This is a genomic window from Mucilaginibacter sp. P4_E8 (genome assembly GCF_056401495.1).
On sequence record NZ_JBFUJG010000056.1, the window covers coordinates 1 to 16084 of the forward strand.

A 16084-nucleotide genomic window follows, 5' to 3' on the forward strand; every position below is an offset into this window, starting at 1 on the left:
GCTGAAGGAAAGTAACCCCATTGTTTTCCTGAAGGGAATATGGAACTGCCATCAGCACGTAACTGGCCTTCAAACAAATATTTTTCGTCATAGGCATAAGCCAAACGGCTGATCACGCTTCGGCGGTTATAGTTTGAACTGTAACCAGAATTCAGGTAGTCAGTAGCAGCACTTCCGCCCTGTGATAATTCGGGCAGTTGTGATGATAGATAGTTGTAACGCCTTGCATCAAAATATTCACGATGAGTTTTACTTTGTTCGTAACCCACAAAAGCGTTGATGTCATGCAAGCCATATTTCCTAACAAAGTTCAGCTTAATGTTTGAGGTAATTAGCGATTGATTGTCCTGCGATTCAAACAGTGTTGCTTTGTTGTTATTACCGCCAACCACAACTTTGGGGTATGTATTAGTGGCTGCATCATATTTGTATAAAATGTAAGGGGTGCTAAAGTTTTTATCAAAAGCATCCGATCTATCTACAGAGAAAAAACCATCAAGTGATAATCCTTCAATACCTGGTATAGCGTAACTGCCCCTTAAAATGCCGTTGAAAACCTGCGTTGGGTTTTTGTTTATACCACCAATGTCGGTTACCTGTACTGCAGGGTTGTTATTTTCAACACCGGTTGTTGGTAAGCCATTAGGGAAATAGGCTCCAATAGTAGGGTTTCCCCTGTATACAGAACGGAAGACATCGCCCGCGCCAGTCCCCGGGAACACCCTGTCTTCTTCACGGCCCGAAAGGGATAATCCTACTTTTAAACGTTTGGTAACATTAGCATCAATATTTGAACGAAAATTGTACTGGTGATACTTGGTAGCGCCGTTTTTGTATATACCATCCTGATAAATGGTACCCAGCGACACAAAATATTTTACATCTTCACTACCACCGCCGATAGAAAGGCTATGCTGATTTTGTAATGCGGTGCTTTTAAGGGTTTGCTTTTCCCAATCGGTATTTGGATAATTAAGCGGATCAGACCCATCTTTAAACTTCTGGATCTGTTCGGCAGAGTATGACTGGTTTAAACCCAGGGTCGGACTTGTATAGTAATTGATCTCGTTCATGATCTGTGCGTAAGTTGCCGCATCGGCCATTTTAGGCAAACGTGTTGGCGAACTGAAGCCCTGGTTAAAGCTGTAGTTTATTGTAGGTTTACCGGTTTTACCTCTTTTGGTAGTAACCAAAATAACACCATTGGCTGCCCTGTTACCATATATAGCTGCCGAGGCATCTTTTAATACCGACATACTTTCGATATCATTAGGGTCAAGCCTTTCTAAACCGCCAATTTGTCCTGGAACTCCGTCAACTACGATAAGTACGTTGTTATTACCTGTGGTAGCCAAACCACGAACGGTTATGTTTGAGCCATCATAACCAGGCTCACCGCTGCGGTTGTTTACAATAACACCCGAGAAACGCCCTGCAAGCGAATTTGAAAGGTTGGGTTGTGGGCTTTTAACCAGTTCGGCACCTTTAACCTGCGATATTGATCCGGTAAGGGTAGCTTTTTTCTGTGAGCCGTAACCTACAACTACAATTTCGTTCAGAGATTTGGGATCCCCAACCAGCTGCACATTGATACCTGATTTTCCATTTATCGCGATTTCCTGTGTAGTATAACCGATGGATCTGAATACGAGATATGCATTCTCATCCTTTACCGTTATGGAATATTTACCGTTAATGTCCGACACTGTACCTTGTGTAGTTCCCTTAACAACAATAGTAACTCCGGGAAGTGGTGCTCCTTTTTCATCTGTTACCACACCCGTAACGGTCAGGTCCGCGCTTTTCAATCTTTCAGTTGTTATCCCATACTCCAAGCTTTTTGCGAGGCCGCGCAGTGGTGATAAAAACGCAACGGCAGCAACAAGGAGCATGCTTAAAGTTCTTCTTGCGTTTCCATGCGGTGAAAATTCTTTCAGTAAATTTCTTCTCATGTTTTTAAATTTTAGGGGTTAATAATTATTTAAAAAAACACGTGCAACTTGTTCAGCTGTCCACGTTTTATCACTGGACTGGCTATATCAAATAATAAAATAAAGCACGCGAAATTTGGTTTATGGCAGCTAAGGTCGATGAAATCTATATAACCGACGGGTGGTTAATCGTCAAAAAAAAAGGGGTAAAAAGGTATTTTAACTATAAAAACTAAAAAAAACAGCTTCGCTCCTCTTCGCTATCTACGATGATGAATATTTTAAATAAATCCCTGATGAGTTTGGAAAAGAATAGATCACCTGCTGGAACATACTGACAGGATCGGCATAATTATTTAAAAATATTCGTTAATTACCAATGACGATCTTCTCTACAGCACGCACAGATAGGAATGAGATGCAGCATAAATTAGTAACCGAAGTCTTAATATTCCCCGAAACTTTTAGCCGTATTATTGAATTCATTATGTACCAGATCTTCAGAAAAATTTTTGCGGTACTTTTTAATATATTGAGATGGATTTATGCCGAATAACTTTTTAAACTGTTCCCTGAAATATTTGATGTCGTTGATTCCAACGAGATAAGTTGTTTCAAAAATATTATGCCTGGTATTGATCAATATCTCCGCAGCTTTTCGCAGCCTGATAAATCTTATAAATCCATTGGCAGACTGGCCTGAAATAAACTTGACCTTTTTATACAATGTGGAATGCGATATACCCAATTCCCTGGCCAGGATCTGAATACCAAAGTCAGGGTTTTGGATATGTTTTTCGACGATCTTTATGCAATTTTCTAAAAAGGCTTTATACTCAGCGGGTATTTTCTGGTTACTTGAGTTAAGCGTGATCTCATTATAAAAATACTTTTGCAACGTATTCTTATTTTTTAAAATACCTGCTACACGGGCTTTAAGAATTTCTTTATCAAAAGGTTTACTGATATAATCATCTGCACCGCCTTCAATACCCTTCAGTTTTATATCAGGAGATGTGCTTGAAGTAAGGAGTATAACCGGAATATGGCTGATGTTTATATCCTCTCTTATTGCAGCGCACAGTTCTATGCCACTCATACCTTCCATCATCACATCGCTAATTACGATGTCGGGCAAATGCTCCCTGATGATTAATAGCCCTTCTTTACCATCATCAGCCGAATAAACTTTGTAATCATGCTTGAAAAGCATTTTAAGATATTCTCTTAAATCTTTATTATCGTCTATAATTAATATTGACTTTAAATCGCCACTAAGGTCAGCATCTTCAAAAAGTAAATTGACATCTTCTGGCTCAGCATCGACTATGATTTCGTTTTCAACGAGTTCCTGCAAAATAACCGAACTGGTTTCATCATCCTCGAAAATGATATCACTCTTTAAATGTTTTTTTCCTTTTAATAAGGTAACCGTAAATCGTGTTCCCCCGCCAACCGCACTTTCATAATTTATATTTCCGGAATGATCTTCAACAAATTTTTTAACAAGGAACAAACCGATACCAAAACCACCGGTCGATGGATTTTTGATATGTTCCTCCTGATAAAACCGGGAATATAATTTGTCACCTATTCCCTCTTTAATACCATGCCCGGTGTCAATAATTTCGATACTGACATTAGATTCCTGTTCAGTGATCACCATTTTTACACTTCCACCAACCGGGGTGAATTTTATGGCATTGGATAACAAGTTAAAAAGAACTATTTCCATCTTTTCCCTGTCAGCAAATATTTCAATATGTTCATTTGCACAGTTGAATTCAAAAAGCAGACTTTTAGCCTTCGCCTGATAGGTAAAACATAAAAACACTTCCTTACTTAATTCAACTATGTTAAGCCGGAAAATAGTTAATACGCCGGCCTCCGAATCTGCCTTACGAAATAAAAGCAGCTGATCAACCAAGCTTAACAATCTTTTAGCATTACGGTAAACTATATTCAGGTTACTTGTGTCAATCTCGTTTTCATGGTACAATAATTCCTTAACCGGGTTGATAATAAGCGTCAGCGGTGTCCTGAATTCATGGGAAATATTAGTAAAAAAAGATAATTTCCGCTCATTCAGTTCCCTGTCTTTTTCAGCGGATAATTGGGTGATTTTTATTTCATACTTTAACCTGGCCTGGTTGGCCCGGTAAAGCAGGTAATAGTAGAAGATAAGGCCTCCTGCGGCAATATAGCATAGATATGCCCACCATGTTTTATACCAGGGCGGCAAAATTTTAACTTGCAATGTTGCAAAATCATCAAACCAAATACCGTCCTGATTGGAGCATTTGACCCTGAACGTATAATCACCCGGTTCCAGGTACCTGTATGTTGCTGATCGTTGGTTACCAACAAAATTCCAGGACTTATCCAGCCCTTCCATTTTATAGGCAAAAGCACCTTTTTGCGGATAAGCGTAGTTCAATGAAGTATATTGAATGGAGAACACCGATTGATCTGGTTGCAAGATCAACTGTTTAGTTTCATTAATCGTTCTTGACAATACAGTTCCATTTTTGCCCGGATCGCCAACTTCTACCGGTTTTCCGAAAATCTGTAGGCCTGTTATAATAACCTCAGGCTTAAAATTGCTTTTGCTTACCTTTTCTGGTTCAAAAACATTAAGGCCTTCGGTACCTCCAAAATACATCAGTCTGCTCCGGCTATCGTATATAACAGACCCCACATTGAACTGTCCGGCCTGTAAACCATCTGATTGATCAAAATTCGACACTTTGTTTGTTATCGGTTCAATATTGGATAAACCTTTATTTGTACTTAACCATATCGAATTATCGCTGGCCTTTTTAATGGCATAAACTGTATTATTGGCCAGTTTGTCCCTTTCATTATACCGCTTAAATGTATGATCGTGAAAATTATAGATAACAAGACCATCCCCTTCCGTACCTATCCAAAGCCTATATTTATTATCCAGATACAATGAAAAAATAACCTCGCTTGGCATATAAGCCTTTTCTTCTCGGGAATTAAAAAATCGCCGGATCTTTTTACTTTGAACCTCCAAATAATCTAACCCACCACCATAAGTTCCTATAAATAAGTTTCCTTTGGTGTCTTCAATTATTGCCCTTACGTCATAGGAGCTAAGAGCGCTATTTCCTGGATTATAATTTGTAAAGGTTTTTGTAGCCGGATTGAAAAGGCTAAGCCCGCCCCCATTAGTACCAAMCCATAAATTCTTATGGCTGTCTTGATAAATCACCCGAACATCGTTCCCACCGATAGTTTTAATGTCGTTGGCGCTATGATTATAATTGACAAATAAATCCGCTTTTCTGTCGTAGCGAAAGAGGCCTTTGGCATACGTGCCAAACCATAAATTATTTTCACGGTCAAGATAACCAGACAAAACAGCGTTATCGGTCAGGCTCCCCGGACGTCCGTCAGCATAGTAATGTTTAATAACACTTCCATCCGGCAAAGCTTTAAAGATACCATCCCCATCCGTACCAAACCATAATGCGCCATTTTCATCCTGGCACATCCCATAAAATCTGTTCAGACTTTTGCCAATAGCATCAGATCTGTTGTTTTGGATCCGCATAAATTTCTCCTTAATGCTGCTGATCATGTAGATCCCCTCTCCATATGTACCAACCCAAATATTCTGGTCACGGTCAACATACAGGGTTTGTACCGATCTTTGGGTGATGTTATAACCATCATCACCGGTAACAGGTGTAAGTGAAAAGTTTTTCAAATCGGAATCAGTAACGGATTGCAATGGTAATTTATAGAGCCCACCGTCCTGAAGCCCAATAAGCAAGTTTTTATCTTTGTCTTCAATAAGTGAGATATACCTATTGCTTTTAATATTCTTTTGACTGGTTTGGTATCGTATGAACTTATTTAAACTCCTATTATAATGAATTAACCCGTTACTGGTTGCGATCCAAATATTGTGAAGATGATCTTCAAAAATATCATTAATTCTTCCCGGGGGAAAATCGCTGAGCTGCGAAGAGGTATTAATTTTATCAGTGACAATTCCATCTTTCTGATGAAATACATCAATTCCGGCATCCTGGGTTCCTAACCAAAGCAGTCCCTGCGAATCCTCCAGCATGGAAACTATTCTGTCACTGGATAATTGTGGCAGCTTTACCCGGTTATAGCTAATAAAAGCACCAGATTTCGTTTTAAAGTAAGAAATACCCAAACCATACGTGGAAATCCAAAAATTACCATTTTTGCTTTGTATGATGTCGTTCACATCGTTTTTTTTCGTGTGGTTTGATGTAAACCTGTAATGATAAAATCTTTCGTTCCTGGTATCCAGTTTACTTAAGCCATCCCTTGATGATACCCAGATATAACCCGCGTGATCTGAAAATATTTTCTGAACATAGTTACTTGACAGCGCAGTAGAATCGCCTTGCTTTACCTTGAATACTTTAAAAGTAGAGCCATCAAACCGATTTAGTCCGTCATTTGTAGCAAACCAGATAAAACCCTTTTCATCCTGGGTAATACTATTGACGATACCAAAAGAAAGACCATCTTTTAGTGTATACTTCAGAACTTTATTCTTTATGGGTGCCTGTCCATAAGTTATCGAAATAAAAACCTGAAGCAATACCAACAAACAAAACCTCTTCATCACATTTATAATCAGCGATTTATTATATAAATAAATAACAAGTACAGCTCATCATTGGCTAAGCTGGAGGTGTTATTACTAAAATTAAACCGGTTGTATTACCTTACGGCCTTTCAAATCTTTTAAATAAAACTCAAAAGGCCGAAAGACCATTGTTTATAATTACTGTTAAAATAACACTTAATTTTATAAATAAGCAATTAAATTTAGAAATATTGTTCCTAATATGGAAGGTAAACACCTATATAAAGATGGACTTTATTTTCGTGAAATCAATCAAAAACCGCTATTTAAAAAAATAACCAACAGGCCGCACACAATGGCCGGGACTACTGATTTTGAGTAATTTACAACCTTACTTAGGACGGTTGCTTTGAGTCAAAATTAGCGGATGTACGGCTTGTATTTTGCTGCCTGGATGAGATGCCACTAATTGTATAAAAATCGCCCACTGCGCAGGCTTGTCAGCCGCACATTTTATGATGTAGTATGACCTGTTATAAAAACGAACGCCAGATGTTCGTTTCTGATACATATCAAGGCTAAAATTCGCCATAAAACACTAACAATCAATAAATTAAAACATTGGCACTATATTTAAAACAGTACGGTTAAATATCTTCTTTTCAGTTTTGTTTAAACCGTAACGTCATGATAAAAAACTATCTGAAAGTAGCCTGGAGAAACCTGACCAGGAACGGGGTCTCTTCCCTGATCAATATTGGCGGATTGGCTGTCGGTATGGCGGTGGCCATGCTGATTGGCTTATGGATGTGGGATGAATTGTCATTTAACACCTATCACCAGCACTATGACCGTATTGCCCAGGTCAGAACGCGAGTGACTGATACACATACCGGGGATCCCGGTATGAACTCTTCACTCCAGTTCCCGATGCTCACCGAACTTAAGACCAACTATGCGGCTAATTTCAAATACATTGTCATGGCTTCCTGGGATGTTGACGATATTCTATCAGCAGGTGATAAGAAATTGTCAAGAAAAGGCCTGTTCATGGACCCTGACGCGCCCAACATGCTGACCCTGAAGATGATCTACGGTTCCCGGACAGGTTTAAAAGATCTGCACTCGATCATGCTTTCCGAATCAACTTCCAAAGCTTTCTTTGGCGATACAAATCCCGTGAACCGGGTGATGAAGATCAATAACAAAATGGATGTCAAAGTTACCGGTGTTTACGAAGACCTGCCACTGAATACCCAGTTTAAGGACCTTAAATTCCTGTCGCCTGCCGATCTGTGGATCGCGGATAACCCATGGATCAAGGAACGGGCCATGAACGACTGGCAAAACCATTTCCTGAAAATTTATGTAGAGATTAATCCCAATACTGATTTTGAACAGGTTTCCAGGAATATTAAAGATGCGGAGTTAAAAAACCTGACTGATCTGAAAGAACAGGCTAAACAAAATCCACAGGTTTTCCTGCACCCCATGCGCGACTGGCACTTACATAGCTACAAACGCGGAGCTGCAGATACGGGCCCACTACAGTTATTGTGGCTGATTGGCATCATTGGTGCATTTGTATTACTGCTGGCTTGTATCAACTTTATGAACTTAAGTACGGCGCGTTCTGAAAAGCGTGCCAAAGAGATCGGCGTTAGGAAGGCCATCGGCTCCATGCGTAAACAACTGATCGGCCAGTTCTACAGTGAGTCTTTTCTGGTTGTGGTATTATCCTTCCTGGTTTCGCTGATCTTGGTTCGCTTGTCGCTCCCCTGGTTCAATGACTTATCGCACAAAGAGGTGATGATACCCTGGCAAAGCGCTTATTTCTGGGCGGCAGGCGGCGTCTTTATTTTAGTAACCAGTATTATCGCCGGAAGCTACCCCGCGCTTTACCTGTCCTCTTTTAACCCGGTTAAAGTATTGAAAGGAACCTTCCGGGTTGGTCGTTTTGCATCTATTCCACGCAAGGTACTCGTAGTTACACAATTTACGGTGTCGGTGGCTTTGATCATTTGTACCATCATCATTTACCGGCAAATCCAGATCGCCAAAAATCGTCCTGTGGGCTATACCCGGGATGGTTTGGTCATGGTTCAGAAAAAATCAAGCGATTTTGACGGGAAATACAACTTATTACGGTCTGAGCTCAAAAACACCGGTGCAGTAGCCGAAATGTCTGAATCCTTTGGCAGGGTTACGGAAATAGCCTCCGGTAATGGGGGATTTAACTGGAAAGGCAAAGATCCCAATCTGATTGACCAGTTTGGCACCTTGCCAGTGTCTTTTGAGTTTGGCAAAACAGTAGGATGGCAATTTGTCAAGGGGCGTGATTTTTCAAGGGCCTTTATCTCTGATTCATCGGGCATGGTTATTAATGAGTCTGCCGCCAAATACATGGGATTGAAAAACCCGGTTGGCGAAAGCGTGACCTGGAAATTCCAGGACCGGCCCCTAAAGTATTATAAGATCTTGGGAGTGGTTAAAGACATGATCATGGAATCGCCATATGAGCCGATGTACCCTACTGTATTTATGATCAAAGGCCACGTCCCTACCTCCATGATCAATATCAAGATCAACCCTAAAACAAGCGCCAGCCAGGCCTTGCCAAAAATAGAAGCCGTTTTCAAGAAGATCATTCCGTCGGTGCCATTTGAATATCAGTTCGCTGATGAGGAGTACGCCGCCAAATTCGCTGCTGAAGAACGCATTGGTAGCCTGGCTACTGTTTTTGCCGCACTCGCCATTTTAATTTCCTGCCTCGGCCTTTTTGGCCTGGCATCATTTATAGCCGAGCAACGAGTTAAGGAAATTGGTGTACGCAAGGTATTAGGCGCATCGGTATTGAATCTCTGGAGCCTGCTTTCGAAGGATTTCGTACTGCTGGTGATGATCGCTTTCCTGATCGCCTCCCCCATTGCTTATTATTTTATGCACCAATGGCTGCAGCATTACCAATACCGGTCTGAAATATCCTGGTGGATATTCGCCGTTACAGGCGCTGGTGYCATGGCAATTACTTTACTTACGGTAAGTTATCAAAGTATCAGGGCAGCACTGGAAAACCCGGTCAAGAGTTTAAGGAGCGAATAAAGAACTACTGTGAAAGCTTAATAATCAACCGGATTTTACGCCCAATGCAAACGCGGAAGCCGGATTTTTAATAAGCAGTTGCTCATAGTCGGCTTGCGTAAAACCCAGCTTATTCAACAAAGGAATAAGCTGGGTGAAAATATTGGTAAAACCCGTGAACTTCCCTCCGTCGGGTTCTCCGGGCTTGTACCATCCTGCATCGTGCGAAATCAGCACGCGGTGCAACAGATGCTCCTGCTTTAAGCTGGCTATGGAATCGGCATAGTTCTCGAAATCGCCCCATCCGATGCCATCCAGACTTATCCAGGCACCACGCCGGGCAGCTTTAATATGCAGGTTCCTATTGGTTTCTGCCTGCGCATGTACCCATACAAAAGCATCGGCTTTCACGCCCATTATCTTCAGGATGTCGAGTTGCTCAAAGGCGGCAGGTGATTTACCGGTATGGGAACAAATGGTAAGACCTGTTTCCAGGTGTGTTAAAGCTGCTGCCCCAACAAGCTTCTGATGAAGCGCTGACAATTTACCTGCATCCACGCTGATTTTAATAAACCCGGGGCGCACATCAGAATTTCCTATCCCTTCTTTGAACTCCCTGATCCATCGGGAAGCTAACTGTTTATCCGTTTCTTCCTTTACCCAAACCGGTAGGTACTTATTATTCACAGCTCCATAATAACCGGTATTGGTGATCATGTGCAAGCCGGTCTTTTCCGACAGTCTCTTTAGCAATATAACATCCCGGCCCAGGAAAGCTGGTGTACAATCAAATATGGATTTTACCCCTGCCTGCTTTGCTTCCAGCAGGTAAGGCAGTACCTTATGTTCCACCTGATCCCGGTTCCAACGGTCATAACTAATTTTGTCAGCACCGATAAAATCTACCAACATATGCTCATGAACCAGTGTCTTCCCTAATGCGTCTGCCGGGATCTCTCCAAGCACAGTTATTATCGTTCCGGGTTTTCGCCTGAAACGGTAGAAGCTTATGCCGAGCGTGGCAAGAAGAAATTGTTTGCGGGAGAATAGCATGTAGGTGTATAATTATCTACAAGATAAGATTTCTGTATGTAAAACTACGTAAACCGTCAAAAAATGCGACTCATTATTCCGGCACTCCGGCCAGGCTTTATCCCAAAATAATTTTTGCAGACAGATTTTCTAAACAACAATCAGGCATAGTGGTTTATTGTATATAACATTATCAAGAATATATCATGAACGATTTACTATTAGCTCAGCAATTCGCCGTGGAACTCGAAGCTGAAGCACCTGCTACCACCAAGTGCCTGGAACGTATACCAATGGAACTATTTGGCTGGAAACCGCATGAAAAGTCTATGGAATTAGGCTATCTCGCAACACTGGTATCAGAAATACCTTTATGGATCGCCCATATGATTCAGAAGGGTGACATTGATTTTGCGACATTCGAGCATTATAAGCCGCAAACTACACAGGATATGGTCGACCATTTTAAAAAAAATGTAGCCGATGCCAAAGAAGCATTGTTATCCGTCACCGAGGGTTCGCTCGCAGCATCCTTTCAGCTAAAAGCCAATGGTCAAACGTTGTTTACCTCAACAAAAAAAGAACAGATTGAATTGAGTATCAACCACATGGTGCACCACCGTGGCCAGCTGACGGTTTATATGCGACTAAACGACATTGCTGTACCTTCTATTTATGGCCCTTCGGCTGATGATAAAAGCTTTACCCAACCTGCAACATGAAAATACCTTGATATCTCTTAATCTATTTCCAGCTTTCTGGCTTAAATAAAACTTTGCCATCGCGCTTTATATGCCAGGCGGTTATGGGGTTCATATGATATCCGCTGATCGCGGCACCACGCGCACCTACCAGTTGTTCCAGTGTAGGCTGGGTATAGTTTGTTTCGTCAATAGCGCGGCTCATGATTTCAGTTTCGTCGCCATCCCATTGCCACAGATGCCTAAAATAAGTATGGGCTTTATCCAACACAGGCTCCTGAAGGCGGGCAGTATTCCACGTTTTACCGGCATCAGTGCTTATCTCTACCCTTACTATTTTACCTCTGCCCGACCAGGCAATGCCACGTATCTCTACCCAGCCGCGCTCTAAATTATTGGGATAGGCCGGATAAGTAATAATCGACCTTGCATCCATTTCAAAGCTGAACTGTCTTATTCTATCTTTTACGGGGTAGGTATATTTAGAAGTTTCTTCGCGTGTCATGAACGGCTCATCGGATAGCTCGATCCTGCGGATCCATTTCACACAGGTATTGCCCTCCCAGCCGGGCAAAAGCAAGCGAGCCGGATAACCCTGCTCTGGGCGTATGGCTTCGCCGTTTTGCGCGTAAACGATCATGGCATCTTCAAAACCCTTTTTAACCGGTATGCTGCGGGTCATTACCGCTGCATCAGAACCTTCGGCCAAGAACCAGGTGGCTTTAGGCTGAACGCCGACCTCCCTAAACAGTGTAGACAGCATCACACCCGTCCATTCGCTCTGACTGGTTAATCCACAGATCTCCTGCGGTGTCAGGGTTTCTTTACCTGATCTGAAATTGCCTGAGCATTCCAGAAAGCAGGTACGGGTTACCGATGGAAATCTTTTCAGATCAGCTATTTTAAACACCATGGGCTTGCTCACCATGCCGTGTATCATCAATTCGTATTTATCCGGGTCAATAACAGGAACACCGCCGTGGTGTCTTTCATAATGCAAATCTGACGGGGTTAATGAACTGTACAGATCCTGTAAGGGTGTTCGTGATGAAGTATCAGATTTAATACGTACCGGATGCTCAAAAGGCGAGCGTTTGCCTACCGCGCCTGGCCCAAACCCTATTCGTTTTGTTGGATCATCGGTCTTTAACATTGGTTGTTGCGCGGCTACCTGTATCCACTTGCCCAATGATGCCTGCATAGCAACAATAGCTGTAGTAGCAGCGCCACCCAATAAAAACCTGCGACTTATCTTTTTATAAACAGGTGGATCCTTATGATCATTTACAGCCTCGTTATACTTTTCCGTGTTTTCCATATTAACGTACTTCAGGGCCGCCTTTGCGGTCGTCGGTTATAAATAATTTTTGCGCGGGCATTACTATTTTGGGTAAGGTGTTGGCATTTAATACGGCATCAGATTTAATGATCTTATTGGCACTTAACAGGTACGCGGTTACACCATACACTTCATTATTGGTTAATGACCCGGGCAGGTTATACGGCATCGACCGCCGTATATAATCAAACACGGTGCTTGCATAGGGCCAATAATTGCCAATAGCCTTTACCTTTGATGTACTATCGCTCACCAAAACAGGTGCTGGCAATTTTACACCAGGCACCACTTTCTCTGCGGAACCGTGGCAGGCACTGCACTTTGCCAGGTAAATAACTTTGCCCTGAGCTACGCTGCCTGAACCAACAGGCAGACCAACCCCATCGGGCCTCACATCAATATCCCAGGCGGCAATTTGTTGCGGAGCAGCGGGTTTTCCAAAACCAAATGATGTAGGCCATTGGGTGGTATCCACAACAAAAGCAGAAGCTGGTTTATTGGCTCCTGCATGATAACTATATGCGCCAAGCACCACTATCAGCAGCATGCCCAATACAATGGCTGCAAGTGAATTACCGTTGTTAAATGGTTTTGGCATGGATCAGGATCATCAGAATAAAACAAAGGCAATAGCCAGCGTAATAAAAATATTAAAGGTTTGTGCTATCAGGAATGCGTACAGCGGCTTTTTACTATTCTCGCTAAACAGATCAGCAAAATTGGTTTCTAAACCAATACTGGTAAAGGCCAGCGCGAACCATAGGCCCTGCAGGTTTTTTAAGCTATCCTTAATATGGGCGCCAGTTTCTGGTGATATAAAGAAAGAGAACAGCAGCGAAGCACCTATAAAGCCCAATACAAACTTAGGGAAACGCTCCCAGATCACTTTTAGGGTTGGCTTTTTATCAGGATCACTGCCGGCGGGGTGTTGGGTGTAGGTCCAGTAAATGGAAATTGCAAAAGCGGCCAGTCCTAACAACACATTTTGCGAAAATTTCACAATGGTACTTATCTTTAATGCAACCTCGCCAACAAGTGATCCTGAAGCAACCACCGCGCCGGTAGTATCAATACTACCACCAAGCCATGCGCCGGTTACTGCCTGTGAAAATTTAAAGTAATGTGCTATTATGGGCATAAAGATCATCATCGGGATAGCTGTGATTAGCACCATGGATATCACATAGGAAAGTTTTTTGGAATCTCCCTTGATGGCTCCGGCGGTCGCGATAGCGGCCGAAACACCGCAAATAGATACCGCGCTCGATATCATCATGGCTATTTCATCATCTACCTTTAACTTTTTGCAAACCCAAAACGCAAAATACCATACCGATGTTACTACCAGTAAAGCCTGTATTAAACCTAAAGAACCCGCCTTTAAAATATCAGAAAAAATAACGCTGGTTCCCAATAGTACCAATCCTATTTTTACGAATAGTTCAGTTGACAGTGACGACTTTAACCATTCAGGTAGTTTTAAAAAATTACTGATCACCAGGCCCAAAACTAAACTGAATATAACAGCCTCCAGGTTTAAAGCCTTTGCCTGGCTGCTGCCTGCCAGAACCAGGGCTACCATAGTAATCAAGTAAACCAATGGAAAACCTAATGCATAATTTTTAACAGACTTGCCGGTAATCAAAGCCCCTATTCCGCCTATGATGAGCACGAAAACAAACTGAACCCCTATTTTTGAGAGGTTGGCGGAGCTAAACACTTTATCTGAAAGTGCTGCACTATTTGCCCAGCCAAATGTAGGTACAGGTAAAAGTAAACCGGCTATAGCCAGTATAATAATTAATGAACCTAAAATAACTACTGCCCAATCTTCGTGTAGTGTTAATTTAGTAGTTGATGATGACATATTTATTTATTTTTAAGTGGTGATATAGTTCTTTTTATAATTTGATATTAAATACATCTTTCAGCGCACGTTTGGCCGAATGGTATCCGCACATGCCATGAACGCCGCCGCCGGGCGGTGTGGATGATGAACATATATATATACCTTTTGCCGATGTACGGTAAGGCGACCTGCGTAAAACCGGCCGGGTAAACAACTGACCTATATCTATCACCCCTCCGTTAATATCCCCGCCAACATAATTGGGGTTGTATTTTTCAAGCTGCCGGGTGTTAATAGTATGGCGTCCGATTATGCGGTCACGAAAACCAGGGGCAAAACGCTCTATTTGCTGTTCAATAATTCCGGTCATATCCTTGCTTGATCCATTGGGAACATGGCAATACGCCCATGCGGTATGTTTACCTTCGGGTGCGCGGGTGTTGTCAAACAGGCTTTGCTGTGCCAATAAAACAAATGGTTTATCAGGGTGGCCACCTTTCCATATCTGCTGTTCACCGGCAGCTATTTCCTTTAATGTTCCCCCTATGTGTACAGTTCCGGCTTGTTTTGCTTCTTCGGCTGTAAAAGGGATGGCATCGTCAAGCGCCCAATCCACTTTAAAAACACCCATACCATAACGATAACGTTCCAACTGCCATTTATAAATAGCAGAAAATTTATGTCCGGCTATCTGCAGCAATTGCTTCGGCGTAACATCAAACAATACAGCACGTGCCGATGGTAGTTGTTCAAAAGACGATATATAGGTATTGGTTTCAATTTTGCCCCCAATAGCTTCAAAATAGGATGCCAGGGCTCCTGCTATTTTTCCGGAGCCCCCTTTTGGTACCGGCCAGCCTTTCAAATGTCCGTTTGCCATGAGTACCAACGCGATAGCTGATGTGGCGATATTACTTAATGGCTGTATACTATGCGCGGCCATTCCAGCAAAAAGCCCCTTAGCTTCCTCTGTTTTAAACCGTTTAGCTAAATGTGTGGCCGATGTTAAAGCATCCAATCCAAATATGGCCATATCTACAGGATGTTTTGGAAAAGTTAACGGCCCTAAAACATCAGGCGCCATTGCCGGCCATGTTTTTACCAAATGCGACAATAGTTTTAAATATGTCTGGCTATCGGTCCCCAATAAGGCAGCAGTTTCCRCAACCGACTTCTTGAGTACAGCCGCGGTACCGTTATCAAAAGGATGAGCAGCGGCAACATCGGGATAAATATATTCTAAGCCATACTCAGCAAGTGGTAAAGTTTCAAAAAAGGGTGAACCAGCCGCCAGGGGATGCACAGCCGAGCAAACATCGTGCTGAAAGCCGGGTAATGTAAGTTCTTCGGTACGCAGCCCCCCGCCTATCGTATCTTTTCCTTCCAGCAATAAAACCGAAAGCCCGTTTTGTTGCAGCAGTATTGCCGCCGCAAGGCCATTTGGCCCCGAGCCAACAATCACCGCATCATAATCACGTTTTTCGAGCTTCACTTTTTATATAACTTAGTATTTACCACAGTACAATCCTTGTGTAAGTTAATTTGTTTGTT

General features: G+C 42.2%; 9 protein-coding genes. 2 read left to right on the forward strand and 7 right to left on the reverse strand.

The window, feature by feature from the left end:
* Window positions 1–1952 (reverse strand): SusC/RagA family TonB-linked outer membrane protein (locus tag AC1DRQ_RS18385; protein ID WP_477426190.1); only part of this gene is annotated, 1952 nt, incomplete at its 3' end.
* A gap of 424 nt (window positions 1953–2376) precedes the next feature.
* The gene (locus AC1DRQ_RS18390) at window positions 2377–6567 is read right to left on the reverse strand and encodes a hybrid sensor histidine kinase/response regulator transcription factor (RefSeq protein ID WP_477426192.1); all 4191 of its coding nucleotides are present in this window, start codon (window positions 6565–6567) and stop codon (window positions 2377–2379) included.
* Window positions 6568–7218: 651 nt separating this feature from the next.
* Between AC1DRQ_RS18390 and AC1DRQ_RS18395 the strand changes: the two genes are divergently transcribed.
* Entirely contained in the window at window positions 7219–9633 is a 2415-nt protein-coding gene (locus AC1DRQ_RS18395; RefSeq protein WP_477426194.1) for an ABC transporter permease, read from the forward strand.
* 24 nt (window positions 9634–9657) lie between these two features.
* Here the strand turns inward: AC1DRQ_RS18395 and AC1DRQ_RS18400 are convergent, their stop codons facing one another.
* Window positions 9658–10665: a phosphotriesterase family protein gene (locus AC1DRQ_RS18400; protein WP_477426196.1), complete on the reverse strand. Its 1008-nt coding sequence runs from the start codon at window positions 10663–10665 to the stop codon at window positions 9658–9660.
* Between the two features lie 185 nt (window positions 10666–10850).
* On the opposite strand from AC1DRQ_RS18400, the gene AC1DRQ_RS18405 reads away from it, so the two are divergent.
* Window positions 10851–11366 carry a DinB family protein gene (locus tag AC1DRQ_RS18405; protein ID WP_429393943.1) on the forward strand — a complete coding sequence of 172 codons (516 nt, stop codon included), beginning with the start codon at window positions 10851–10853 and terminating at the stop codon, window positions 11364–11366.
* 22 nt (window positions 11367–11388) lie between these two features.
* Here the strand turns inward: AC1DRQ_RS18405 and soxC are convergent, their stop codons facing one another.
* The 4 genes from soxC to AC1DRQ_RS18425 are packed head-to-tail and all read right to left on the reverse strand — an operon-like array spanning window position 11389 to window position 16025.
* Window positions 11389–12663, reverse strand: a complete 1275-nt coding sequence (soxC, locus tag AC1DRQ_RS18410) for a sulfite dehydrogenase (RefSeq protein WP_477426199.1) — start codon at window positions 12661–12663, stop codon at window positions 11389–11391.
* A 1-nt stretch (window position 12664) separates the two neighbouring features.
* Entirely contained in the window at window positions 12665–13282 is a 618-nt protein-coding gene (locus AC1DRQ_RS18415) for a c-type cytochrome (RefSeq protein WP_477426201.1), read from the reverse strand.
* Between the two features lie 12 nt (window positions 13283–13294).
* A complete protein-coding gene (locus AC1DRQ_RS18420) occupies window positions 13295–14551 on the reverse strand; it encodes a YeiH family protein (protein ID WP_477426202.1) in 1257 nt (418 codons plus the stop codon).
* Window positions 14552–14585: 34 nt separating this feature from the next.
* On the reverse strand, window positions 14586–16025 hold the full coding sequence (locus AC1DRQ_RS18425; protein ID WP_477426203.1) for a phytoene desaturase family protein: 1440 nt from the start codon (window positions 16023–16025) through the stop codon (window positions 14586–14588).
* Between the last annotated feature and the right edge of the window lie 59 nt (window positions 16026–16084).

Bases quoted from the DNA above. Each gene is read 5' to 3' on its own strand.
- AC1DRQ_RS18400 (WP_477426196.1), bottom strand. From the start codon at position 10,665: ATGCTATTCTCCCGCAAACAATTTCTTCTTGCCACGCTCGGCATAAGC.
- AC1DRQ_RS18405 (WP_429393943.1), top strand. From the start codon at position 10,851: ATGAACGATTTACTATTAGCTCAGCAATTCGCCGTGGAACTCGAAGCT.
- soxC (WP_477426199.1), bottom strand. From the start codon at position 12,663: ATGGAAAACACGGAAAAGTATAACGAGGCTGTAAATGATCATAAGGAT.
- AC1DRQ_RS18415 (WP_477426201.1), bottom strand. From the start codon at position 13,282: ATGCCAAAACCATTTAACAACGGTAATTCACTTGCAGCCATTGTATTG.
- AC1DRQ_RS18420 (WP_477426202.1), bottom strand. From the start codon at position 14,551: ATGTCATCATCAACTACTAAATTAACACTACACGAAGATTGGGCAGTA.